This window comes from Streptomyces sp. NPDC001410, from assembly GCF_042895235.1.
GTDB lineage: Bacteria > Actinomycetota > Actinomycetes > Streptomycetales > Streptomycetaceae > Streptomyces.
This window is the reverse complement of the sequence record NZ_JBIAWE010000024.1, coordinates 35,760-57,439: the sequence shown is the minus strand read 5'-3', so window position 1 is coordinate 57,439 and position 21,680 is coordinate 35,760. Positions and strand designations below refer to the sequence as shown.

General features: G+C 70.9%; 24 protein-coding genes and 1 riboswitch. Of the genes, 13 read left to right on the top strand and 11 right to left on the bottom strand.

Annotation, left to right across the window (positions count from 1 at the left end):
• The first annotated feature begins 45 nt into the window (after positions 1 to 45).
• Positions 46 to 1,173, top strand: a complete 1,128-nt coding sequence (locus ACFY3C_RS39300; RefSeq protein WP_390774246.1) for an 8-amino-7-oxononanoate synthase — start codon at positions 46 to 48, stop codon at positions 1,171 to 1,173.
• An 81-nt stretch (positions 1,174 to 1,254) separates the two neighbouring features.
• Here the strand turns inward: ACFY3C_RS39300 and ACFY3C_RS39295 are convergent, their stop codons facing one another.
• Positions 1,255 to 1,479: a DUF397 domain-containing protein gene (locus ACFY3C_RS39295; protein ID WP_389186069.1), complete on the bottom strand. Its 225-nt coding sequence runs from the start codon at positions 1,477 to 1,479 to the stop codon at positions 1,255 to 1,257.
• 9 nt (positions 1,480 to 1,488) lie between these two features.
• On the bottom strand, positions 1,489 to 2,349 hold the full coding sequence (locus tag ACFY3C_RS39290; protein WP_390774245.1) for a helix-turn-helix domain-containing protein: 861 nt from the start codon (positions 2,347 to 2,349) through the stop codon (positions 1,489 to 1,491).
• A gap of 212 nt (positions 2,350 to 2,561) precedes the next feature.
• Here ACFY3C_RS39290 and ACFY3C_RS39285 point away from each other — a divergent pair, with 212 nt between their 5' ends.
• Entirely contained in the window at positions 2,562 to 3,017 is a 456-nt protein-coding gene (locus ACFY3C_RS39285; RefSeq protein ID WP_390774244.1) for an ATP-binding protein, read from the top strand.
• Positions 3,018 to 3,097: 80 nt separating this feature from the next.
• Here the strand turns inward: ACFY3C_RS39285 and ACFY3C_RS39280 are convergent, their stop codons facing one another.
• Entirely contained in the window at positions 3,098 to 4,036 is a 939-nt protein-coding gene (locus ACFY3C_RS39280; RefSeq protein WP_390774243.1) for a LysR family transcriptional regulator, read from the bottom strand.
• Positions 4,037 to 4,119: 83 nt separating this feature from the next.
• Here ACFY3C_RS39280 and ACFY3C_RS39275 point away from each other — a divergent pair, with 83 nt between their 5' ends.
• Complete coding sequence (locus tag ACFY3C_RS39275) at positions 4,120 to 4,743, top strand: LysE family translocator (protein ID WP_390774242.1); 624 nt, start codon at positions 4,120 to 4,122, stop codon at positions 4,741 to 4,743.
• Positions 4,744 to 4,750: 7 nt separating this feature from the next.
• On the opposite strand, the gene ACFY3C_RS39270 is transcribed toward ACFY3C_RS39275, so the two are convergent.
• The 3 genes from ACFY3C_RS39270 to ACFY3C_RS39260 all read right to left on the bottom strand — a co-directional run bounded on the left by ACFY3C_RS39270 (position 4,751) and on the right by ACFY3C_RS39260 (position 6,747).
• Positions 4,751 to 5,224 carry a C40 family peptidase gene (locus ACFY3C_RS39270; protein ID WP_386580548.1) on the bottom strand — a complete coding sequence of 158 codons (474 nt, stop codon included), beginning with the start codon at positions 5,222 to 5,224 and terminating at the stop codon, positions 4,751 to 4,753.
• A gap of 2 nt (positions 5,225 to 5,226) precedes the next feature.
• Positions 5,227 to 5,375: riboswitch (cyclic di-AMP (ydaO/yuaA leader) on the bottom strand.
• A gap of 419 nt (positions 5,376 to 5,794) precedes the next feature.
• The gene (locus tag ACFY3C_RS39265; RefSeq protein WP_386580550.1) at positions 5,795 to 6,103 is read right to left on the bottom strand and encodes a hypothetical protein; all 309 of its coding nucleotides are present in this window, start codon (positions 6,101 to 6,103) and stop codon (positions 5,795 to 5,797) included.
• A gap of 8 nt (positions 6,104 to 6,111) precedes the next feature.
• Positions 6,112 to 6,747 (bottom strand): ATP-dependent Clp protease proteolytic subunit, encoded by a 636-nt coding sequence (locus tag ACFY3C_RS39260; RefSeq protein WP_386580552.1) that lies wholly within the window; start codon positions 6,745 to 6,747, stop codon positions 6,112 to 6,114.
• Positions 6,748 to 6,834: 87 nt separating this feature from the next.
• Here ACFY3C_RS39260 and ACFY3C_RS39255 point away from each other — a divergent pair, with 87 nt between their 5' ends.
• The 8 genes from ACFY3C_RS39255 to ACFY3C_RS39220 all read left to right on the top strand — a co-directional run bounded on the left by ACFY3C_RS39255 (position 6,835) and on the right by ACFY3C_RS39220 (position 13,606).
• Entirely contained in the window at positions 6,835 to 7,116 is a 282-nt protein-coding gene (locus ACFY3C_RS39255) for a type II toxin-antitoxin system Phd/YefM family antitoxin (RefSeq protein ID WP_386580554.1), read from the top strand.
• A gap of 221 nt (positions 7,117 to 7,337) precedes the next feature.
• Complete coding sequence (locus tag ACFY3C_RS39250; protein WP_386580556.1) at positions 7,338 to 7,640, top strand: urease subunit gamma; 303 nt, start codon at positions 7,338 to 7,340, stop codon at positions 7,638 to 7,640.
• 9 nt (positions 7,641 to 7,649) lie between these two features.
• A complete protein-coding gene (locus ACFY3C_RS39245; protein WP_390774241.1) occupies positions 7,650 to 7,961 on the top strand; it encodes an urease subunit beta in 312 nt (103 codons plus the stop codon).
• Positions 7,954 to 9,675 carry an urease subunit alpha gene (locus tag ACFY3C_RS39240; RefSeq protein ID WP_390774240.1) on the top strand — a complete coding sequence of 574 codons (1,722 nt, stop codon included), beginning with the start codon at positions 7,954 to 7,956 and terminating at the stop codon, positions 9,673 to 9,675. Before ACFY3C_RS39245 ends, ACFY3C_RS39240 begins: the two co-directional genes overlap by 8 nt.
• Positions 9,675 to 10,349 (top strand): urease accessory protein UreF, encoded by a 675-nt coding sequence (locus ACFY3C_RS39235; RefSeq protein WP_386580562.1) that lies wholly within the window; start codon positions 9,675 to 9,677, stop codon positions 10,347 to 10,349. The genes ACFY3C_RS39240 and ACFY3C_RS39235 overlap by 1 nt, the downstream gene beginning before the upstream one ends.
• Before the next feature lie 82 nt (positions 10,350 to 10,431).
• Entirely contained in the window at positions 10,432 to 11,109 is a 678-nt protein-coding gene (gene ureG / locus ACFY3C_RS39230) for an urease accessory protein UreG (RefSeq protein ID WP_390774239.1), read from the top strand.
• Positions 11,106 to 11,864 (top strand): urease accessory protein UreD, encoded by a 759-nt coding sequence (locus tag ACFY3C_RS39225; protein ID WP_390774238.1) that lies wholly within the window; start codon positions 11,106 to 11,108, stop codon positions 11,862 to 11,864. Before ureG ends, ACFY3C_RS39225 begins: the two co-directional genes overlap by 4 nt.
• 146 nt (positions 11,865 to 12,010) lie before the next feature.
• Positions 12,011 to 13,606 (top strand): alpha/beta hydrolase, encoded by a 1,596-nt coding sequence (locus tag ACFY3C_RS39220; RefSeq protein ID WP_390774237.1) that lies wholly within the window; start codon positions 12,011 to 12,013, stop codon positions 13,604 to 13,606.
• A 51-nt stretch (positions 13,607 to 13,657) separates the two neighbouring features.
• On the opposite strand, the gene ACFY3C_RS39215 is transcribed toward ACFY3C_RS39220, so the two are convergent.
• A complete protein-coding gene (locus ACFY3C_RS39215) occupies positions 13,658 to 14,674 on the bottom strand; it encodes an NAD-dependent epimerase/dehydratase family protein (protein WP_386580700.1) in 1,017 nt (338 codons plus the stop codon).
• Between the two features lie 68 nt (positions 14,675 to 14,742).
• A complete protein-coding gene (locus ACFY3C_RS39210; RefSeq protein WP_386580568.1) occupies positions 14,743 to 15,462 on the bottom strand; it encodes a lysophospholipid acyltransferase family protein in 720 nt (239 codons plus the stop codon).
• Between the two features lie 181 nt (positions 15,463 to 15,643).
• Between ACFY3C_RS39210 and ACFY3C_RS39205 the strand changes: the two genes are divergently transcribed.
• Positions 15,644 to 17,137, top strand: coding sequence for an MFS transporter (locus ACFY3C_RS39205; protein WP_390774236.1), 1,494 nt, complete (start codon positions 15,644 to 15,646; stop codon positions 17,135 to 17,137).
• 10 nt (positions 17,138 to 17,147) lie between these two features.
• Here ACFY3C_RS39205 and ACFY3C_RS39200 read toward each other — a convergent pair whose 3' ends face one another.
• Complete coding sequence (locus tag ACFY3C_RS39200; RefSeq protein WP_390774235.1) at positions 17,148 to 17,405, bottom strand: hypothetical protein; 258 nt, start codon at positions 17,403 to 17,405, stop codon at positions 17,148 to 17,150.
• A 180-nt stretch (positions 17,406 to 17,585) separates the two neighbouring features.
• Here ACFY3C_RS39200 and ACFY3C_RS39195 point away from each other — a divergent pair, with 180 nt between their 5' ends.
• A complete protein-coding gene (locus ACFY3C_RS39195; protein ID WP_390774234.1) occupies positions 17,586 to 18,680 on the top strand; it encodes a nitrous oxide reductase family maturation protein NosD in 1,095 nt (364 codons plus the stop codon).
• Between the two features lie 137 nt (positions 18,681 to 18,817).
• On the opposite strand, the gene ACFY3C_RS39190 is transcribed toward ACFY3C_RS39195, so the two are convergent.
• Positions 18,818 to 19,831: an amidohydrolase family protein gene (locus ACFY3C_RS39190; RefSeq protein WP_390774233.1), complete on the bottom strand. Its 1,014-nt coding sequence runs from the start codon at positions 19,829 to 19,831 to the stop codon at positions 18,818 to 18,820.
• Positions 19,832 to 19,879: 48 nt separating this feature from the next.
• Entirely contained in the window at positions 19,880 to 21,508 is a 1,629-nt protein-coding gene (locus tag ACFY3C_RS39185; RefSeq protein ID WP_390774329.1) for an FAD-dependent oxidoreductase, read from the bottom strand.
• Positions 21,509 to 21,680: the final 172 nt, after the last annotated feature.

Below are 21,680 nucleotides of genomic sequence, written 5' to 3'. Positions count from 1 at the left end.
TGCCGCTAGGGTCTGTCCGCTACCTACAAAAGCCCCGGAGGACCCATGGCGTTCGGCTGGATCGACGAGCAGGCCGAGGCGCGCCGCCGCGCCGGACTCGTACGGACCCTGCGCCCGCGCCCCGCCGACTCGCCGCTGCTGGACCTGGCGAGCAACGACTATCTGGGCCTCGCCCACCACCCCGAGGTCGTCGAAGCGGCGGCCCGGGCCGCGCGGACCTGGGGCGGCGGCTCCACCGGCTCCCGGCTGGTCACCGGCACCACCGAGCTGCACACCGAGCTGGATCGCGAACTGGCCGACTTCTGCGGGTTCGAGGCGGCTCTCGTGTTTTCGTCCGGTTATGCCGCGAACCTGGCCGCGGTCACCGCACTGGGCCCGCACGGCTCCCTGATCCTGTCCGACGCGGGCAACCACGCCTCGCTCATCGACGGCTGCCGGCTCGCCCGGGGCACCACGCAGGTGGTCGGGCACGCCGACCCGGAGGCCGTGGACAAGGCGCTGCGCACGCACGGGGGAGAGGCGATCGTCGTCTCCGACACCGTGTTCTCCGTCGACGGGGACGCGGCCCCGCTGGCCGCGCTGGCCGAGGCGTGCCGGGAGCACGGCGCGGGGCTGGTCGTGGACGACGCCCACGGGCTCGGTGTGCTGGGCGACGGCGGCCGGGGCGCCCCGCACGCGGCCGGTCTCGCGGGCGCGGCGGACGTGGTCGTCACGGCCACGCTGTCCAAGTCGCTGGGCAGCCAGGGCGGGGTGGTGCTGGGTTCGGCTCGGGTGATCGACCATCTGGTCAACGCGGCCCGGACGTTCATCTTCGACACGGGGCTGGCCCCCGCGGCCGCGGGCGCGGCGCTCGCGGCGCTGCGGCTGCTGCGGCGCGAACCGGCGCGGGCGGACCGGGCCCGCGCGGTCGCCGCCGAACTGCACGCAGGCCTGACCGCCGCGGGTCTGGACGCGGTGCGTCCGGACGCCGCGGTGGTCTCGGTGCGGGCTCCGTCCCCGGAGCAGGCCGTGCGCTGGGCGGCCGACTGCCGTACGGCAGGTCTGGCCGTGGGCTGCTTCCGTCCTCCTTCCGTGCCCGACGGCATCTCACGGCTGAGGCTGACCGCCCGCGCGGACCTCTCCGGGGCCGAGATCGAACGCGCTGTACGTGTGATCGGCGAAACGCGACCATGAGTCGGCGTGACACGGCCGGGCATCGCACGAAAGTGATCGGATCTGATCAGTAGGGGTCGGTCGGGTCAGGCGAGAACGGGATCATCGGAGCGCGGTCACGAAGCCCGCCCAGCTCCCGGGGGAGAAGAGCAGCGCGGGTCCGGCCGGCTTCTTGGAGTCGCGCACGGCGAGCAGCCCGGCCCAGCGGCCGGAGTGCGGCCGGGCCGTCTCCACGCAGTTGTTGGCTCCCGTGCTGTAGCTGCTGCGCAGCCAGCGCACGTCGTGCAGATCGGTACTGGCAGGGACGTTCCGAGGCAGTGCTGACATGGTGCCTCCTTACGCGCCGTCACCTATCCCGGCGATGTAATCCAACGAGTCCTCGGTTGAAAGGGCGTGGATCTGGAGGGTGTTGAAGGCCTCCAGGTAAGCCTTGAGGTCTTCTTTCCGTTCCAGGTAGAGGCTACTCGTCAACTGGTCGAGAACAACCACATCCAGATCAGAAGTGCTCTGAAATGAGAAAATAACGAAAGGCCCGGTGAGGCCGACATGCGCACCGGCGGCGAACGGGAGCACCTGGAGGCGCACTTGGGGCAGGCGGGCGCACTCGACCAGCCGGGCCAGCTGCCGCGCCATGACCTCCGGCCCGCCGATCTCGCGCCTGAGCACCGCCTCGTCCAGTACCGCGCTCAGCTCCAGCGGTGGATCGGAGCGCAGCACGTCCTGCCTGGCCAGCCGCACCTCCACCAGCGCGTCCAGCCGCTCCTCGTCCACCCCGTCCAGGGCCGCACGGGTGACCGCCTGAGCGTATTCGGGCGTCTGCAGAAGGCCGGGAACCACCGTGGTCTCCAGCGTGCGCATCCCGGTCGCCTGTGACTCCAGGCTGATGAAATCACGGTAGGTGGGCGGCAGGATGCCGCGGTAGGCGTGCCACCAGCGGCTGCGGCCGCCCGCCTCCTCCGACCCCGCCAACATCAGCAGCAACTCACGCAGTTGGCCGTCCCGTTCCCCGTAGGCGTCGAGGAGTAACCGCACGTCGGCCGGTTTCACCCCGCTGGCGCCGGTCTCGATGCGGCTCACCTTCGACTGGTGCCAGCCCACGAGACGGGCAGCCTCACCGCTGGTGAGCCCCGCCCCGGTGCGCAGTGCACGCAGCTCGGCGCCCAATTTGCGACGCCGCACCGCGGGACCGTTCTGCATGGGTTACTCCTTACTCCTTACGGGCCACCCAAATACGGTCTCGCGTCGCAGAGTTCACCGCTTTGAGCGACAGATATATGCATATCTTGGTGGATCGCTCCCCGGACCGGCCCGGTGATGGCAGTCTGGCGAACAAGCACCAGTCCGGGACCGTACTCGAACCATCCGCTCCTCGTCGGACTGCGGTCCCGTGGGAAAGGGACGACGTCGCCATGGCAGACCATCTGGAAGCATCCGTCACTCTGCCGAGCGATCCCGCCTCGGTCTCCGCGGCCCGCTCCTACGTGGTGGGAACCCTCGAGGAGTGGGGGCTGCCGTCGGACACCGAAGCGGCCGACACCGTGCGGCTCATCGTCTCCGAGCTGGCCACCAACGCCGTACAGCACACCTTCGGACAGTCACCCACCTTCACGGTCGACATCGCTCTGGACCGTGACGAACATCTGCGCATCGGCGTCACGGACAGTCATCCGCGCTTTCCGAAGAGACTGCCCGCCGCCGTCCAGCAGGACAACGGGCGCGGCATGGTCATCATCCGCTGGCTCACCGCCGAGTGGGGCGGCAAGCTCCGCGTCCGCCCCACCCACGAGGGCGGCAAGACGGTCTCCATCGAACTCCCCTGGACCATCCCGGCCGAGCCGGTCACGGCAGGACAGCCGGAGCTCTAGGGCCTGTCCGACAATTCCCGTCCGCCCCTGCTGAACCGCTTCGGCACCATGCGGCCAACCCCACTCGGCCGGGCGACGCTTCACCGGGACGGCCGCTGACCCACCGGCGTCTGCCGGGCGCGGCCGAACGCCCCGTGCAGCAGGGCCCGGAACGCCTCCGCCGCCGGAGCGACCTCGTCGGGCCGGAAGGCGACCGAGATCGTACGGCGCAGCCGTCCCGCCTCCAGCGGCCGCACCCCGACCGGAGTCACCGCGGTCCGCGCCACCATCTCCGGTACGACGGCCACCCCGAGCCCCGCGCTGACCAGCGCGCACACCACGGCGTACCCGGGGGTCGGCACCAGCAGCGCGGGAGTGGCGCCCGCCTCGGCGAGCAGGGCCTCCACCTCCCGCCGGGCCGGATGGTGCGGGGCCATGCTGATCAGCGGTTGCCCGGCCAGCTGCTCCAGCGGCAGCCGCGACGAGGCGCTGCTCAGCGCATGACCCGGCGCCGTCACCAAGACCAGCTCCTCCACCAGGACCGGCTCCAGACCGACCGAGGCCGGCACCGCAGCGGCCTCGCCCGGGTGGTAGGCGTGGGTCAGCGCCAGATCCACCTCGCCGGCCGCCACTGCGGCGACCCCGGCCGGCGGGTCGTAGTCGGCGACCGACAGCTCGACGTCCGGGTGCGCCCGGCGGAACGCGCTCAGCGCCGGCGGCAGCAGATGGACGCCCGCGGTCGGGAAGGTGCCGAGCCGCAGCACCCCGCCCGACAGACCGGTCAGCCGGGCCAGTTCGTGCCGGGCCTGCTCCAGCTCGTCCAGCACCCGCCGGGCCCGCGCCACCAGCACCTCGCCCGCCTCGGTCAGCCGGGCCCCGCGGTGATGCCGCACCAGCAGCGCAGTGCCCGCCTCCCGTTCCAGCTTGGCCAGCTGCTGGGAGAGCGCGGGCGGCGTATAGCCGAGCCGGTCGGCGGCCCGTGTGATGGAGCCCGCCTCCGCGACGGCGACCAGCGCGGCCAGCCGCGTGGGATCGTACATGGCACAAGCCTAAAGCACTGCTTAAGGCAGACCCTGCTCATTCGAAATACCTGCTGAAGGCTCGCTCCGTGCACGCTGGCGGTATGGACGGACAGCTCATCGCCTTCACCGGGATCGCCGCAGGACTCGTCGCCATGCCGGGCGCCGACTTCACGGTGGTCGTACGCAACGCCCTGGTCTCCCGCCGCGCCGGTGCGGTCTGCGGGCTCGGCATCGCGGGCGGCCTCCTGGTGCACACCACGCTGGCGGTGGCCGGAGTCGCCGCCGTGCTGGTCGCCGTCCCCGCACTCTTCCGCGCGCTGCAGTTGCTGGGCGGCGCCTATGTGCTGCAGCTCGGCGTGCGGACCCTGTGGTCGCTGCGGCGGCCTGCCACCGCCACCGCCTCCGTCGAGGCGGCACCGCCCGTTGCGCACCCGCTGCGGCAGGGCTTCGTCACCAACGTCCTCAACCCGAAGGCCTCGCTGACCTTCCTCAGCCTGCTGCCCCAGTTCGTGCCGTCGGGTGACTCCGCGCTGCCCAGGACGCTGCTGCTCGCGCTGATCGTCTGCACGCTGGCGCTGGCGTGGTTCCAGGTGGTGGCCCTGCTGGTGGACCGGCTCGGCAGGTGGCTGCGCCGGCCCCGGGCCGCCCGCATGCTGCAGGCGGGCACCGGGGCGGTGTTGACGGTGCTGGGAGCGGCTCTGCTGCTGGAGCCGCTCCTGCCCTGAGCCCGGGTCAGCTGACCCGGCCGTACCAGACGCTCCTGCTCCAGATCTTCTCCAGCCGCACCACGGACCCGGTCTTGGGGGCGTGCCAGATCTTGCCCTTCCCGGCGTAGATGCCGACGTGGTAGACGCTCGAACCCGAGTGGAAGAACACCAGGTCGCCGGCCTTGCGGCTCCGGGCCGAGATGTGGTGCGTCTTGTTGTACTGCTGGGCGGCCGTGCGTGGCAGCTTCTTGCCCGCCTTCTTGAACGAGTAGAGCGTCAGCCCCGAGCAGTCGAAGCGGCGCGGCCCGGTGGCCCCCCATGCGTACGGGGCACCCTTCTTGGAGGCCGCGACCTGGAGTGCCTTCGCCGCCGTGCCGGCGGCCGAGGCGTCGGTGGCGAGGCCCGGGACCACGATCGAGCCGCCGACGGCGGCGAGGGTGAGAGCCGAGGCCGTACCGGCACGGGCCATGAGCGACGGGACACGATTGAGCGCAGTCATGCGCAACCCTTCGTCAGCCGCCTGTGAAGGATGACCTGTCGGATTCGGGCTGGCGAAGTTGCCCGGCCGTGTTGCCACGGCTTCACCCCAAGGGCTGCTCGGTGCGACCGCCCGTCTGTGCGACGAACGTCCGTTCCGGCGACCCGTCTTGCTCGGGTCCTCCACTCCTGCCGATCCACTCCTGTCGACCGGTCATCCGGGGCGGCGGCAGGACTCGGCGTCCGCCCGGATCGCCCCGCCGTGGTGGCGGGGGCTTGTCGTCAGACACGGATCTTCACTCACAGGAGTCGGAAAATCCCAATGGAATCGGGGATTTGTGGTGTTACTCACCACTCACCCGTTCGGGTGGACGCTGCTGTGTTCGAGGCACCGTCAGATCCCGCACGTAGCCCCGGACCTGGGACGAAGCACTTTCTCGCCGACCTTGAACCGGCGTACTGCGCAAGCCGGGAGACCCGGAAAAAGTTCTGGAGATACGCCGGCCGGGGGTACGTCGTTCGGGCCGTTTCGAGTCCGGCTCCGGCGGGTCCGTCGACGCGTTGGGCCCGTCGGGCCGGACGAGCGTCCGGATCAGCCCACGCGGTCCGGCGGGAGCACGACGCGAGCGGTGCGGCGCTCGCCGTCGAGCACCCTCAAGGCCCGTGCCAGCGTGTCCCCATGCAGCTCCGTCTCGCCGCGCTGGTGCATGAGGGCGAGCGCGTCGCGCAGCTCGGACGCCTTGCGCACCAGGGCCTGCGCCGCGCGCAGCCCGCGGTAGGTGTCCCCGGACTGCGCCGGGTTGATCCGGCCCAGCAGGTCGACCGCCTCCAGATAACGGTCGATCAACTCGCCCTCGGCGCACGTCAGGGCGGGCAGCGGCGGAAGCTCCGGTGGCAGCATCGGCCGGCTCACCCCGCGTGCTGTGCGCCGGGGGTGCTCCTGCGGCTCGGGACGACGCCGTCCACCAGGCCGTACGCCAGTGCGCCCGGCGCGTCCAGCACCAGCTCCCGCTCCAGGTCCTGGTGGACCTGTTCCGGGGTGCGCCCGGTGTGCAGGACCAGCATCTCCTCCATGAGCGTGCGCGTCCGGGCCAACTCGTCGGCCTGGATGACGAGGTCGCTCGGCTGTCCCTTGGCCGGTTCGGGCAGCGCGGGCTGTTCGAGCACCACGCGCGCGTTCGGCAGCGTGAACCGCTTTCCCTCGGTCCCGGCCGCGAGCAGGATCGCGGCGGCCGAGGCGGCCTGGCCCAGGCAGTAGGTCTCCACGTCGCAGGTGACGTACCGCATCGTGTCGTAGACCGCCGTCAGCGCGCTGAACGAGCCGCCCGGGCAGTTGATGTACAGCGTGATGTCCCGGTCCGGGGCCGCGTGTTCGAGGTGCATGAACTGTGTGATCACGTCGGTCGCCGCCGTGTCGTCGAGCGGTGTCCCGAGGAAGACGACTCGGTTCTCGAACAGCTTCGAGTAGGGATCGAGCGTGCGGTGGCCCGTGCTCGTGCGCTCGGTGAACTCGGGCAGGACGTGACGGGCGGACAGTCGGGTCATGGGCATACCCCTTCCTCGCGACAGGGCCTGTGGCGGCCTCGCTTCTGTACAGAATGTACAGGACGTACGTGACGTTAGAATGAGGGCATGGCCTACGAGATTCCGGTGACGCAAGCCAGGGCTGAGCTCGCCGACCTGATCAACCGGGTGGTGTACGGCGGTGAGCGCGTCGTCGTGACACGGCACGGCAAGCCGTTGGTCGCGCTGGTCTCGGCCGCCGACCTGGAGCGGCTCGAAGCCCTCGACGAGCCGGCCGAGGAGCAGCCGGTGGTCACCTCGGTGTCCCGCGTGCGCGAGGTCGAGCCCGCGGCCCGGGAGCGGCAGCGCTTCGGGATCGCGGCCGAGCACCGGGGGCCCGGCGTCTCGTAGCCGGGTATGTGCGAGCCCACCGCGCAGTCATGTGTTGATCAAGGTCTGGTTAACGTCGCTGAAACTCCGGCGAACTAGCCTGCCGATCCACGCCACCAGGGGTTTTTCTGCCCGCGTTGATCACGTTCGGGCAAATTTGTCTGTGTGTTACACCTATCCCGTCGTGGTGGCTGCGGCAACCGGACCCCGCACGGTCCGGAGCAAGGACTGTGAGGTGGGACGTGCAACTGACCCCGCACGAACAAGAGAGGCTGCTGATCCATGTGGCGGCCGACGTGGCCGAGAAGCGCAGGGCTCGTGGGCTCAGGCTCAACCACCCGGAAGCGGTCGCCCTCATCACGTCGCACATCCTTGAGGGCGCGCGTGACGGCCGTACCGTCGCCGAGCTGATGTCCTCCGGCCGCAAGCTCCTCACCAGGGAAGACGTCATGGACGGCATCCCCGAGATGATCCACGACGTACAGGTCGAGGCCACCTTCCCGGACGGCACCAAGCTCGTCACCGTCCACGAGCCGATCATCTGAGGGGCCGCGATGATTCCCGGAGAGGTGCTTTTCGCGGACGGCCCCGTCGTCTACAACGAGGGCCGCGAGGTCACCCGGCTGACCGTGCTCAACGCCGCCGACCGGCCCGTCCAGGTCGGCTCCCACTACCATTTCGCCGAGGCCAACCCCGGCCTGGAGTTCGACCGGACCGCCGCCCACGGCAAGCGGCTGAACGTCGCCGCCGGCACCGCCGTACGCTTCGAGCCGGGCATCCCCGTCGCCGTCGAACTCGTGCCCCTCACCGGCGCCCGGATCGTGCCCGGACTGCGCGGCGAGACCGGAGGTGCCCTCGATGCCTGAGATCTCCCGCGCCGCCTACGCCGACCTGTTCGGCCCCACCACCGGCGACCGCATCCGGCTCGCCGACACCGACCTGCTGATCGAGATCGAGGAGGACCGCTGCGGCGGCCCCGGACTCGCCGGTGACGAGGCGGTCTTCGGCGGCGGCAAGGTCATCCGCGAGTCCATGGGGCAGTCGCGTGCCACGCGCGCGGAGGGCACCCCCGACACCGTCATCACCGGTGTCGTCATCGTCGACCACTGGGGGATCGTCAAGGCCGACGTCGGCATCCGCGACGGCCGGATCACCGGCATCGGCAAGGCGGGCAACCCCGACACCATGGACGGCGTGCACCCCGACCTGGTGATCGGCCCCGAGACCGAGGTCATCGCCGGCAACGGACGGATCCTCACGGCCGGCGCCATCGACGCGCACGTCCACTTCATCTGTCCGCAGATCGCCGACGAGGCGCTGGCCTCCGGCATCACCACCCTGGTCGGCGGCGGCACCGGACCGGCCGAGGGCTCCAAGGCGACCACCGTGACGCCCGGAGCCTGGCACCTGGCCCGGATGCTGGAGGCGATGGAGCAGTACCCGCTGAACATCGGCTTCCTCGGCAAGGGCAACACCGTCTCGCACGAGGCGATGCTCTCCCAGATCCGCGGCGGCGCCCTGGGCCTCAAGCTGCACGAGGACTGGGGGTCCACCCCGGCCGTCATCGACGCGGCCCTGACCGTCGCCGAGCGCACCGGCATCCAGGTCGCCATCCACACCGACACCCTCAACGAGGCCGGTTTCGTAGGCGACACCCTCGCCGCGATCGCCGGCCGGGGCATCCACGCGTACCACACCGAGGGCGCCGGCGGCGGGCACGCGCCGGACATCATGACGGTGGTCTCCGAGCCGCACGTGCTGCCCAGCTCGACCAATCCGACCCGGCCGTTCACCATCAACACCGCCGAGGAACACCTCGACATGCTGATGGTGTGCCACCACCTCAACCCGGCGGTCCCGGAGGACCTGGCCTTCGCCGAGTCCCGGATCCGGCCGTCCACCATCGGCGCGGAGGACATACTCCACGACCTCGGCGCGATCTCGATCATCTCCTCCGACTCCCAGGCCATGGGCCGGGTCGGCGAGGTCGTCCTGCGCACCTGGCAGACCGCGCACGTCATGAAGCGGCGGCGGGGCGCGCTGCCCGGCGACGGGCGGGCGGACAACCGGCGGGTACGGCGCTACGTCGCCAAGTACACGATCAACCCGGCGCTCGCCCAGGGCCTGGCCCGCGAGATCGGCTCCGTCGAGACCGGCAAGCTCGCCGACCTGGTGCTGTGGGAGCCCGCGTTCTTCGGGGTCAAGCCGCACCTCGTCATCAAGGGCGGCCAGATCGCGTACGCACAGATGGGTGATGCCAACGCCTCCATCCCGACGCCGCAGCCGATCCTGCCCCGGCCCATGTACGGGGCGATCGGACGGGCACCGGCCGCCAACTCGTTCAACTTCGTGGCCCCGGCGGCCATCGAGGACGGGCTGCCGGAGCGGCTTCAGCTGGGCAAGCGCTTCGTCGCCATCGATTCGACGCGCGGGGTGACCAAGGCGGACATGCGGGAGAACGACGCGCGTCCCCAGGTGCGGATCGACCCCGACAGCTTCGCCGTGCACATCGACGGCGAGCTGGTCGAGGCGGCTCCGGCGGCCGAACTGCCCATGGCCCAGCGCTACTTCCTCTTCTGATGTCCAGAGCGGCACTGCTCGTCCTGGCCGACGGCCGCTTCCCCGCCGGAGGGCACGCGCACTCCGGCGGGGCGGAGGCCGCCGTCAAGGCGGGACGGATCACCTCCGCGGCGAGCCTGGAGGACTTCTGCCGGGGCCGACTGCACACCGCCGGGCTGGTCGCGGGCGCGCTGGCGGCCGCCGCCGTCCTGGGCGTCGAGCCCCGGGAGCTGGACGCGGCCGCGGACGCCCGCACCCCCTCGCCGGCGCTGCGGCTCGCCGCGCGCAGGCTCGGCCGGCAGCTGATGCGAGCCGCGCGCGCGAGCTGGCCGTCGGCCGAACTCGACGCGCTGGCAGGGGAGTTCCCCAAAGGCGCCCATCAGCCCGTCGTGCTCGGAGTCGCGGCGAGGGCGGCAGGACTCGGCCCCTTGGACGCCGCGTACTGCGCGACGTACGAGAGCGTGAGCGGGCCGGCGACGGCCACGGTCCGTCTGCTGAGCCTCGACCCGTTCGACGCGACGGGAGTTCTGGCCCGGCTGGCTCCGGAGCTGGACCGCGTCGCGGACGCGGCGGTGGAGGCGGCGCGGAGGGCGGCCGACGAGGGAGTCGACGCGCTGCCCGCCGCGTCGGGGCCCTTGCTGGAGGTCGGCGCGGAGTGGCATGCGAGCTGGCCCGTGCGCCTGTTCGCCTCATAGATCTCCGCACCCCACCCGCCCGACTCGGTCGGGCAGCGAGTGGCCGACCCCACACGAAGCCTCTCAACCATTGGAGCCGTACATGCACCTCGACCACACCCACCCCGGCCCCGCCGCCGTAAGTGCCGACGCCCACCGACCCGACGGCTCCCGCCGCGCGCTGCGCATCGGGCTCGGCGGACCCGTCGGCTCCGGGAAGACCGCCACCGTCGCCGCGCTGTGCCGGGCGCTGCGCGACCAGCTGTCCCTGGCCGTCGTCACCAATGACATCTACACCCGTGAGGACGCCGAGTTCCTGCTCCGGGAGGCCGTGCTGCCGCCCGAGCGGATCACGGCCGTGGAGACCGGGGCCTGCCCGCACACCGCGATCCGCGACGACATCTCCGCCAACCTCGAGGCCGTGGAGGACCTGGAGGACGAGGTCGGTCCGCTGGACCTGATCCTCGTCGAGTCCGGCGGGGACAACCTCACCGCCACCTTCTCCAAGGGGCTCGTGGACGCGCAGATCTTTGTGATCGACGTGGCGGGCGGCGACGACATCCCGCGCAAGGGCGGCCCCGGCGTCACCACCGCCGACCTGCTCGTCGTCAACAAGACCGACCTCGCGCCGTACGTCGGCTCCGACCTCGCCCGGATGGCTGCCGACGCCAAGGCGCAGCGGGCCGAACTCCCGGTCGTCTTCCAGTCGTTGCGCGAGGAGGCCGGCGTCGCGGACGTGGCCGCGTGGGTGCGGGAGCGGCTCGCCGCGTGGGCGGCATGACGGTGACCGGCGTCCGGGCGAACGCCCGGATCGTCGCCCGCGCCGACGGACGCGGCGGTACGGCGCTGCCCGTGCTGGACGGTGAGGGCCCGCTGGCGCTGCGCCGCACCCGGGCGAGTGGCGGCGAGGCGCGGGTGATGGTCGTCGGTGCGATGAGCGGCCCGCTCGGCGGGGACCGCTTCTCGCTGGAGGCGCGGGTGGAGGAGGGCGCCCGCCTGCACGTCGGCTCGGCCGCCGCCACCATCGCGCTCCCGGGTCAGGGCAAGGGCGAGGCCCGCTACGACGTGCGGCTGGACGTGGCCGACGGCGGCGAGCTGCGCTGGCTGCCCGAGCAGCTGATCTCGGCCGGTGGCAGCGACCTGTACGTCACCACGCGGGCCGAACTCGCCGCCGGGGCGGGGCTCGTGCTGCGCGAGGAGCAGGTGCTCGGTCGGGTGGGCGAGGCACCGGGGCGGCTCACCAGCCGGCTCACGGTGCGCGTCGCCGGCCGGACCGTGCTGGACCAGGAGCTGTCCTGCGGGCCCGGCGCGCCGGGTGGCTGGGACGGGCCCGCCGTGCTCGCCGGACACCGGTCCGTGGGCCAACTGGTGGTCGTACGGCCCGAGTTCGCAAAGCAGCCGGTTGCGGCGCGGATGCTGGGGGAGTGTGCCGCGCTGGTACCGCTCGTGGGACCCGCCGTACTCGTCAGCGCCGTGGCCCCCGACGCGCTCGGGCTGCGGCTGCTGCTGGACGAGGCGCTGACCCTGCTGGCCTGAAAAGACGCACGTTCCGCTCAGCGGGACGTGATCATCCGTTTATCGGATTGGTAAAGAAACGTCTGTGCCCCCTGTTCTCAGACGGCTCACAGCGGAGAGGATCCCCGCCTGACCACTCGTAGAACTTTGTTGGGGGAGGGGCCCACTTGAGGGAGAACAGACCGAAGAGCCGCCTGCTGGCGTTCGGTTCGGCCGGAGCACTCGTCACCGCAACCCTGATAGCCGGCGCGGTGTCGGCTCCCGCGGCCAGCGCCGACAGCCGCCACGGGCAGGACCGCGAGGCCAGGGGCGCCCAGATCGCGGCCGCCCGCGCCGCCAAGGCCGGCATCGACTGGAAGGACTGCCCCGCCGACTGGGGCCTGGAGAAGCCCATCCAGTGCGGCTGGGTCTCCGTGCCGCTCGACTACGCCAAGCCGTACGGCAAGCAGATCAAGCTCGCCGTCGACCGCATCGGCAACACGGGGACCCCAAAGGAGCGCCAGGGCGCCCTCGTCTACAACCCGGGCGGTCCCGGTGGCTCCGGTCTGCGCTTCCCGCGCCGGGTCGTCACCAAGAACGCCGTCTGGGCGAACGTCGCGAAGGCCTACGACTTCGTGGGCTTCGACCCGCGCGGTGTCGGCCACTCGGCGCCCATCTCCTGCGTCGACCCGCAGGAGTTCGTCAAGGCGCCCAAGGCCGACCCGGTCCCGGACACCGAGGCCGACAAGAGCGCGCAGCGCAAGCTGGCCCGCGAGTACGCGCAGGGCTGCGCCGAGCGCAGCGGCGCCATGCTGCCCCACATGACCACGCCGAACACCGCCCGCGACCTGGACGTCATCCGCGCCGCGCTGGGCGAGAAGAAGCTCAACTACCTCGGCGTCTCCTACGGCACCTACCTCGGCGCCGTCTACGGCACCCTCTTCCCGGGCCACCTGCGCCGCATGGTCGTGGACAGCGTGGTCGACCCGGCGCGCGAGAACATCTGGTACGAGGCCAACCTGAACCAGGACATCGCCTTCGAGGGCCGCTGGAAGGACTGGGAGGACTGGGTCGCCGCGAACGACGCCGCCTTCCACCTCGGCACCACCCGCGCCGCCGTTCAGGCCAAGTGGCTCGAGCTGCGCGCCACCGCCAAGAAGAACCCCATCGGCGGGGTCGTCGGCCCGGCCGAGCTGATCTCCTTCTTCCAGAGCGCCCCGTACTACGACTCGTCGTGGGTGCCGGTCGCCTCGGTGTTCAGTAAGTACGCCGCCGGTGACACCAAGGCGCTCGTCGACGCGGCCGCCCCCGACCTGTCGGACACGGCCGGCAACATCAGCGCCGAGAACGGCAACGCCGTCTACACCGCCGTCGAGTGCGCCGACGCCAAGTGGCCCACCAGTTGGCGCAAGTGGGACCGGGACAACACCCGGCTCAACAAGGACTACCCGTTCATGACCTGGGCCAACGCCTGGATGAACCTGCCCTGCGCCACCTGGCCGACCAAGCAGCAGACCCCGGTGGACGTCAAGACGCACCGTGGCCTGCCGCCGGTGATGATCGTGCAGTCCACGCGTGACGCGGCGACCCCGTACCCGGGCGCCGTCTCACTGCACCAGCGCTTCAAGGGCTCCCGCCTGATCACCGAGGAGGGCGCGGGCTCCCACGGTGTGACCAGCCTGGTCAACCCCTGCATCAACGAGCGGGTCGACAGCTACCTGATCGGCGGCAAGCTGGACACCGCCGACGTGACCTGCGCGCCGCACGCGACGCCCAAGCCGTAACCCCTCCGGTACGGCGACGAGGGGCGGCCGGACTCTCCGGCCGCCCCTTCGTCATGTCCCGGCCGACCATGCGTCCTCGGCCGCGTAGTCGAAGAGGTCGGGATAAGCCCGCGCCAGCAGCGGAAAACACTCCCGCCAGTCTCCCTCTGCGAGCCGCTGCCGCAGCCACTCCACCGTCTCCGGCAGGCTCTCCTCGTACGACACCGCCGGCCGGTAGCCCAGCTCCCGCTCGGCGGCGGACATGTCGAGGACGACCGGCAGTGGCCCCGACCAGGGAGTGCGGCCCACGGATCCGGCGGGTGGCGGGCCGTCCACCAGCGTGGTCTCCGACTCCGTGCCCATGACCGCGTCGATCGCCGCCGCGATCCCGGCGACCGTCGGCGCCTGCGGATCACCGGCGTTGAGCACCCGGGACCCGGGGCGGGCCGCGGCCAGCCGGACCAGTTCGGCGATGTTCCGGGCGCTCGCCGGATGGAACCGGCTCTCCCCGCCGTACGCGAGCACCCGTCTGCCCCGCCCGTCCAGGTGCCGCTTCACGAAGTACAGCTCGCGGGGGAGCGGACTGTACGGCCCGTGCACCGCGCCCGCCCGCAGCACGGTCGTCGGCAACTCCTCGCCCTTCGCGAGCAGTTCACGCTCCAGGGCCGCCTTGCGGGTGCTGTAGGTCGTTTCGCCCGGCGCCACCGTCGGCTGCGTCTCCGTGACCGGCACCGGGTACGCCGGGAAGCCGTCGGGCTCCTCCAGGGTGTCGAAGCCCCGCCCCTTGGCGTCCTCGTACACCGACACGCTGGAGATCACGACCGCTGAGCCGATCCGGCCCGCGAGGTCCGTCAGCTGCCGGGCGTGCCCGGCGTCGTACGCGACCACGTCGACCACCAGATCGAAGCCGTCGCCCACCACGGCCGCGAGCGCCCCGTCGCCCGTACGGTCCAGCCGGACCGCCCGCACCCCCGCGCCCCACGACCCGTCCCGGCCACCGCCCCGCGAGGCGGCCGTCACGTCCCAGCCGTCCCGTTCCAGTGCCGCCACCGCCGGACGGCCGATCTGTCCGCTCGCCCCGATCACCACAGCGCGTTTCATGCGGCGAGCCTAGGCATGCGGCACGCTCGTGGCGGAGCCGTTCTGCCGACGGCAGATCAGCTGAGCGGCGCCCGCGGGAACTTGCGCTCCTTCTTCTCGGCCGCCTGCTCCGCCTTCACGACGGCCGCGTACCGGTCGACGTACTCCTGCTCGGACAGCGTGAGGATGGCGTACATGATTTCGTCGGTGACGGCCCGCAGGATGGCCTTCTCGTGCTCCATACCGGCGTAGCGGGAGAAGTCGAGCGGCTTGCCGAAACGGATGACCACGGGGTGGATGTTCGGAATGACCTTGCCGGGCGGCTGCGCCTCGAAGGTGCCGATCATCGCACAGGGCACCACCGGCACCCCCGCCTTGAGCGCCATGACCGCGACCCCCACCTTGCCCTTGTACAGCCGGCCGTCGTGCGAGCGGGTGCCCTCCGGGTAGATGCCCAGCAGCTCGCCCTTGCTCAGCACCCCGAGCCCCTCGCGGATCGCGGCCTGTCCCGCGTCCTTGCCGGAACGGTCCACCGGGATCTGCCCGGCGCTGCGGAAGAAGAACGCGGTGAGACGGCCCTTGATGCCGGGCCCGGTGAAGTACTCCGCCTTGGCGAGGAAGGTGATGCGCCGCTTCAGCATCGCCGGCATCAGGAAGTGGTCGGAGAAGGACAGATGGTTCCCCGCGACGATCGCCGGCCCCGACGCGGGCACGTTCTCCAGCCCCTCGATCCGCGGGCGGAAGACCAGTCTGAGCAGGGGGCCCAGCAGCACGTACTTGAGCAGGTAGTAGAACACGGTTCGTCCCTCACTTTGCTCATGTGCGCCTGTGGTCGTCTGTACCTATGCTCAGCCGGTCTCACGCTGACACTTTACTGAGTTCACTGACAGATGGTCAGGCGTGATGGCCGCCCCGTATCGTCGCCCCGGCGCCCGTTCCCCGCTGGTGCGACCAGTCGCGCATGCATAGCGTGATCACATGACCACAGAAACGAACCGGCCCGCCCTCGACGACCGGCGGTGGAAAGCGCTCGGGGTCTGTCTGGCCGCGGGCTTCATCTCGCTGCTCGACGTCTCGATCGTGAACGTGGCTCTGCCTTCCATGGAGCGCGGGCTCGATGCCTCCGAAGCCACCCAGTCCTGGGTGGTGTCCGGGTACGCCCTCGCCTTCGGGCTCGCGCTGGCGCCGGCGGGGCGACTGGGTGACCTGCGTGGGCGCCGCCAGGCGCTGTTGTTCGGCCTCGGCATGTTCACGGCCGCGTCGGTGGGGTGCGGCCTCGCTGCCGACCCCACCTGGTTGGTGGTGTTCCGGCTGATCCAGGGTGCGGCCGCCGGTGTGGTCGCACCGCAGACCTCCGGGCTGATCCAGCAGATGTTCCAGGGCGCCGAGCGGGCTCGGGCTTTCGGTTTCCACGGCAGCGTCGTCGCCGTGTCCACCGCGGTGGGCCCGCTCGCGGGCGGAGTGCTGATCCAGGCGTTCGGCACGGACGACGGCTGGCGCTGGGTGTTCTTCGTCAACGTGCCCATCGGGGTGGCCGCCCTCATCGCGGGGCACCGGCTGCTGCCCCGCCTCCCGGTGCCGCGCGACAGACGGGAGACGTTCGATCCATTGGGCGTACTGCTCCTCGGCACGGGCGTGCTCGCGTTGCTGCTGCCCCTGGTCCAGGAACAGCAGTGGCAGGGGCGGGCGAAGTGGGTACTGCTCCCGGTGGGCGTACTGCTGCTGGGGGCTTTCTGGGCGTGGGAGAGGATCCAAGGCAGCCGGGGCAAGGCGCCGCTGGTCGACCTCGGGCTCTTCTCCCTGCGCTCCTTCACGCTCGGCACCCTGATCAGCCTCACGTTCTTCGCCGGGCTCACCACCATCTTCTTCGTCCTGTCACTGTTCCTGCAGAACTCCGTGGCATACAGCGCCCTTGCCGCCGGCGTGACGATCCTGCCGTTCGCGGCCGCCTCGGCGGTCGGCGCGGTCTTCGGGGGACGGCTGGTGATGCGTTACGGCCGCAGCCTGGTCGTCATCGGCCTGAGCGCGGTGGTTCTCGGGCTGCTCGGCGTCGTGTCGGCCGTTCAGCTGGTGCCCGGCGAGGGCGTGGGCTGGGCCATGGCGCTGCCGCTGGTCATCGCTGGGATCGGGTCCGGTCTCACGGTCTCACCCAACACGACCCTCACCCTTGTGCCCGTGCCGGTACGACGGGCCGGTGCGGCCGGCGGGGTGATGCAGACCGGCCAGCGCATCGGCTCGGCCGTGGGTATCGCCGTGGTCGGCGCCGTGTATTTCGCGCACCTCGCCAACCACGGCCGTGCCACGACGGCCCTTCAGCTCGGGCTGCTCACCGCCATGGCCATCATCCTCGTCGCCCTCGTCCTGGCCGTGGCCGATCTGCGGGAGCGCCGCGCGCATCCGGGCCGCGACGACCTCACAGCGACGCAGCGGCGAGGCGTGGAGGGCGGTCCTCAGCCATCGGAACAGAGATGACCGCCGTGCGTCAGTCCTTCGAGGCGCAAGGCAGCCGACGCGCTGCGAAAAGAACCATCGAAATCTTCACCGCGGTCGAAATGGTCAAGGCCTGCAGGAAGGGCATTCCCGTGAGCCACAGTGCCATCATCATGGCCGTGAGGACCAGGAAAACCGGGAGCAGGTTGGTCTGTTTGACCGCGGAACGCAGAACACCCGTGAGTGTTCGAGGCTGAGCCACCCTGTCGATCGCGCCAATGCGGATCTCTTCTTTGTCGACTTGCGGCATTCTTTTTCCTCCCGTGGGCTCGTTTCCGCTAGCGAGCCTAGGTACAGCCCGATGGGGCTGCCACCGCTGCTACTCCGACGTCGTCCGTACGCGGCCGGTGACGTGAACCTTTACGCCCGTTGGGAGGCATGCGGGCGAGTGTCGCGCGGGCATCCGCACATTCGGTCCTACGTTCCGGACATGAAACGGAACCATGTGCGGTACGCCGCGTTCGTCGCCGTACTTCTCGGTGCGGGCCCAGGCGCTTTCCCGGCCTCGGCGGTCTCCCTCCCGTCCGCGCGGACCTTGACGGTGCACCCGGGTGAGTCGATCCAGAAGGCGGTGGACGCCGCCCGTGCCGGTGACACGGTCCTGGTGCAGGCCGGCACCTACCACGAGAGTGTCACGGTCAAAACCTCCGGACTGACCCTCCGCGGAGTCGGTCCGCGCACCGTGATCGTGCCTCCTCCCGCGAAGAAGGCCGCCCCCAGCCCCAAGGCAGCGGTCGGCTGCGTGGAGGGCGGCAAGGGCATCTGCGTGATCGGGCTCAGGGACAAGCCCGTCGCGGACGTGACCGTCTCCGACCTGAAGCTGACGGGCTTCTCCCGGGTCGGTCTGTGGTCCATGGCCACCGACCACCTGACCGTGCAGCGGGTGAGGGCCGAGAAGAACGGCCAGTGGGGCATCTCGCAGGAGCACTCCACGCGCGGCGTGTTCAAGAACAACGTCGCCCGCGACAACGGTGACGCCGGCCTGTACCTCGCCAACACGACGATGTCGGAGAAGGGGGCCACGGACAGCCGGGGCCTGGTCGTGGACGGGAACACCCTGGAGGGCAACCGGAACGGCCTGACGGTCCTGCGCCTGCGAAACCTCACGGTCCAGCGGAACTACATGACCGGGAACTGCACCGGGATGATCGTGATCGGAGACGAGAACAAGCCCCGGGCCGGCGCGCTCACCGTCAGCGAGAACTATGTGCTGCGCAACAACAAGTACTGCGCCAAGACGGCCCGGCTGCCGTTCGTGCAGGGCTCCGGGATCGTACTGTCCGGTGCGGAGAGCGTTCTGCTGACGCACAACATGGTCGCGGGCAACAGCGGCCGGTCGCCGCTGTCGGGCGGGGTCGTGCTGCTCAAGGGCAACGTCGGCGCGGTCAACGACAAGAACCGGGTCGACAAGAACATGTTCACCGGCAACGCCCCGGCCGACCTGGTCAATCAGAACGCCTCGAAGGGCAGCAACCTCTTCCGCGGCAACCTCTGCCGGGTCTCGATCCCGGCCGGACTGTGCTGAGCTGAGCCGGCCCGTCGGCCGTGCGGCTCCATGAACCGGGCAGTGTCCCTTCGCGTCGCTCCCCCGCGAGCGGTCCGAAGGGACACTGCCGTTGCACCGGTTGGTGAGAGTGGCCCGCGTGACGGTCCCGGGCGCGCTCAGGCAGGAGCGAGTGCGGGCAGCAGACGCAGGGCGTTCCCGCGGTTGATGTGGCCGCGTTCCCGGTCGCCGAGGGCGGGATCCCCGTCCAGAGCGGGGGTGGTCACCTCGGTGACCACACGCGTGGGGGTGGGGGGCCAGTCGCTTCCGTAGAGGATCCGGGAGGAACCCGCGGCCGCCAGCAGAGTGGGGGTGGCCGACGGGGACATGGGCGCGGCCGTGTCGTAGTAGAAGCGGTGCAGGTAGTCGCGGACGCGCCCGGGGTCGACGGCGGGGACGAGCTGGCGGCCGAAGACCTCGATCCGGCTCGCGATGTAGGGGAGGTACCCGCCGCCGTGCGGGAGGATGAAGGTGAGCCGCGGGAAACGGTCCAGCGTGCCGTTCATGATCAGGCTCAGGGCGGCGCGGGTGGTGTCCATGAGGAAGTCGCACACGAACGGCGGTACGCCCTGGGGGGCGCCGGAGGTGCTCACCTGCATGGGGTGCGTGCTGATCACGGCGGCGCGTTCGTCCAGTTCCGCCATGATCGGGTCGAGTGCGGGGTCGCCCAGGTACGTGTCGCCCGTGCTGGTGCGCGCACTGACGCCTACGGCCCCGAGCTGGTCCATTCCGTGGGAGACGGACCAGCGGGAGAGTTCGGCGTCGTCGAGGAAGATCGGTGTGAAGAAGGCGAAGCGGCCGGAGTGCCTGGTGGCCAGGGCGCCGGCCGCGTCGAGGGCGACACGCGTGCTCTCCTTGCGTGCCGCCGCCTCCTTGAAGCGTCCCAGCATGGCGACGGTGAGGACGCTGGTCCGCGTGCCGGTCCGATCCATCAGGTCCAGGGCGGCGGTTTCGTCCCACCGGGTCCACGGCGGCAGGCTGCCACGGTCCGCGAACCCGTTCTTCTCGGCCCACCGCAGCCATTCGGGGGCGGTGTAGTGGTGGTGGACGTCTATTCGTTCGTGTCGGGCGTCGTCGTCGCCCAGTGCGGTGCGGTGGCCTATGTCGCCCGGAACTTGCAGGTCGGTCGGCATGGAAGGGCTCCCTACGGTGGAAGGGTCCGGGGGCGTCGGAGAGCGGGATCAGCGGCTGAGGAGGCCTTCGAGGACATGCGTCAGCTCGGCCGCGGGGTTCGCGGGCAGGTCTGCGGAGCGCCAGGCGACGATTCCGTCGGGCCGGACGAGCACCGCGCCCTGACGGGTGACGCCGTGGACGGCGGCCCAGTCCGCGCCACCGCCATCGGTGCCGTGGGCGGCCGTGGTGTCCAGGTCGAAGTCCGGGCCGTCGCCGATGCGGTAGGACACCAGGGGGACGTCGAGCTTGGCCGCCGCGGCCTGGGCGGCTGACGGCCACGGGCCGTCCGAAAGGCCCGAGAGCAGGACGAAGCACCGCTCGTACAGATCGACGGTCGACTTGGTGTCCCCGTGGTGCACGACGGTCATGTGCGGGGCCCGGGTACCGGGGTCCGCCTGCAGGCGGAGTGTCTCCGGGATGGTCGGCGCTCCGGTGTCCGCGCCGGACACGGCCGTGGAGAGGTAGCGGTAACCGAGGGCCACGGTCATCAGGTCCGTGCTCTGGCCCGGGCCCTGCGCGGCGGCGTAGCCGGGGTGCTCCTCGCGTGCCGCTTGCTCGATGGCCCGGGCGATCGTGGCCAGGGCGACCGGGCGCCGTTCGTTCTCGTAGGTGTCCAGCAGGCCCTCTCCCGCCCAGCCGCGCAGTACCGCGGTGATCTTCCAGGCCAGGTTGTGAGCGTCCTGGATGCCTGTGTTGGATCCGAACGCGCCGGTGGGGGGCATCTCGTGGGCCGAGTCACCGATGAGGAAGACGCGTCCCTGCCGGTAGCGGTCGGCGACCCGGTCCGCCGCGTGCCACGGGGCACGCCCGGTGACCTCGACGTCCAGGTCCCGTACGCCGGCGGCGGCCCTGACGTGGTCCGCGATGCGCGTGTCGGTGAAGTGGTCGAGCGTCTGGCCGCGCTCGGGGAACCACGGGATGTGGAAGACCCACTTCTCCTCGTTGTCGACGGGCAGCAGGACCCCGTCGCCCTCGGTCCCGTTCAGGTAGCAGACCAGGAAGCGCTGATCGCCCACCACCTCGCGGAGGAGCTTGCTGCGGAAGGTGACGCTGACGTTGTGGAACAGGTCGCCCCCTCCGCTCTGTCCGATGCCCAGGCGCTCGCGCACGGGGCTGCGCGGCCCGTCGGCCGCCAGGAGGTAGGCCGTGCGCATCGTGTACGTCCGGCCGCTCTCCCGTTCGCGCAGTTCGCACGTCACGCCGTCCGGACCCTCGGCGAAGGAGACCAGCTCCGTACCGAAGCGCACGTCCCCGCCCAGTTGACGGGCGTGGTCCAGCAGGACCGGCTCCAGGTCGTTCTGGCTGCAGGCGCACCGCAGGGTGGAGCACACGTCCTTCTCGGGGGGCTTCCCGCCGGTGAGCCGGGCCGAGAGCCATCTGCTCTCACCGCCCGACAGTTTGTCCGTCTGCATGATGCCGTGATTGCCGGACAGGTTGGCCGCGGCCTTTCTGATGTCCGGTTCCAGGCCGGCGGTGCGGAACAACTCCATGGTCCGCATGTTGTTCCCCCGGCCCCGGGGGTGTTCGGAAGTGGCGGCCCGGCGTTCGGCGACCACATGGCTGACGCCCAGTCTTCCCAGAAACACCGACGCGGACAGTCCGACAAGCGAACCGCCCACGATCAATACCGGCACCATTTCTTCTTCGTCGCGCCTGTCCAAGGCCCGTCCTCCTCCAGTGACCCAGCGGTGGTTCGGGCAGCAACTCGAACTCATGGCGGCCCTGGTTTCGAACCTGTCATACGGACCCCGGGTCGGCAATCGAGCCTTCCCTCGGACGGCGCACTCGTCGTTTCCGCGACCGCGCCGT

Coding starts and splice junctions, on each gene's coding strand:
- ACFY3C_RS39300 (WP_390774246.1), top strand. CDS start 46: ATGGCGTTCGGCTGGATCGACGAGCAGGCCGAGGCGCGCCGCCGCGCC.
- ACFY3C_RS39295 (WP_389186069.1), bottom strand. CDS start 1,479: ATGTCAGCACTGCCTCGGAACGTCCCTGCCAGTACCGATCTGCACGAC.
- ACFY3C_RS39290 (WP_390774245.1), bottom strand. CDS start 2,349: ATGCAGAACGGTCCCGCGGTGCGGCGTCGCAAATTGGGCGCCGAGCTG.
- ACFY3C_RS39285 (WP_390774244.1), top strand. CDS start 2,562: ATGGCAGACCATCTGGAAGCATCCGTCACTCTGCCGAGCGATCCCGCC.
- ACFY3C_RS39280 (WP_390774243.1), bottom strand. CDS start 4,036: ATGTACGATCCCACGCGGCTGGCCGCGCTGGTCGCCGTCGCGGAGGCG.
- ACFY3C_RS39275 (WP_390774242.1), top strand. CDS start 4,120: ATGGACGGACAGCTCATCGCCTTCACCGGGATCGCCGCAGGACTCGTC.
- ACFY3C_RS39270 (WP_386580548.1), bottom strand. CDS start 5,224: ATGACTGCGCTCAATCGTGTCCCGTCGCTCATGGCCCGTGCCGGTACG.
- ACFY3C_RS39265 (WP_386580550.1), bottom strand. CDS start 6,103: ATGCTGCCACCGGAGCTTCCGCCGCTGCCCGCCCTGACGTGCGCCGAG.
- ACFY3C_RS39260 (WP_386580552.1), bottom strand. CDS start 6,747: ATGACCCGACTGTCCGCCCGTCACGTCCTGCCCGAGTTCACCGAGCGC.
- ACFY3C_RS39255 (WP_386580554.1), top strand. CDS start 6,835: ATGGCCTACGAGATTCCGGTGACGCAAGCCAGGGCTGAGCTCGCCGAC.
- ACFY3C_RS39245 (WP_390774241.1), top strand. CDS start 7,650: ATGATTCCCGGAGAGGTGCTTTTCGCGGACGGCCCCGTCGTCTACAAC.
- ACFY3C_RS39240 (WP_390774240.1), top strand. CDS start 7,954: ATGCCTGAGATCTCCCGCGCCGCCTACGCCGACCTGTTCGGCCCCACC.
- ACFY3C_RS39235 (WP_386580562.1), top strand. CDS start 9,675: ATGTCCAGAGCGGCACTGCTCGTCCTGGCCGACGGCCGCTTCCCCGCC.
- ureG (WP_390774239.1), top strand. CDS start 10,432: ATGCACCTCGACCACACCCACCCCGGCCCCGCCGCCGTAAGTGCCGAC.
- ACFY3C_RS39225 (WP_390774238.1), top strand. CDS start 11,106: ATGACGGTGACCGGCGTCCGGGCGAACGCCCGGATCGTCGCCCGCGCC.
- ACFY3C_RS39205 (WP_390774236.1), top strand. CDS start 15,644: ATGACCACAGAAACGAACCGGCCCGCCCTCGACGACCGGCGGTGGAAA.
- ACFY3C_RS39200 (WP_390774235.1), bottom strand. CDS start 17,405: ATGCCGCAAGTCGACAAAGAAGAGATCCGCATTGGCGCGATCGACAGG.
- ACFY3C_RS39195 (WP_390774234.1), top strand. CDS start 17,586: ATGAAACGGAACCATGTGCGGTACGCCGCGTTCGTCGCCGTACTTCTC.
- ACFY3C_RS39190 (WP_390774233.1), bottom strand. CDS start 19,831: ATGCCGACCGACCTGCAAGTTCCGGGCGACATAGGCCACCGCACCGCA.
- ACFY3C_RS39185 (WP_390774329.1), bottom strand. CDS start 21,508: ATGGTGCCGGTATTGATCGTGGGCGGTTCGCTTGTCGGACTGTCCGCG.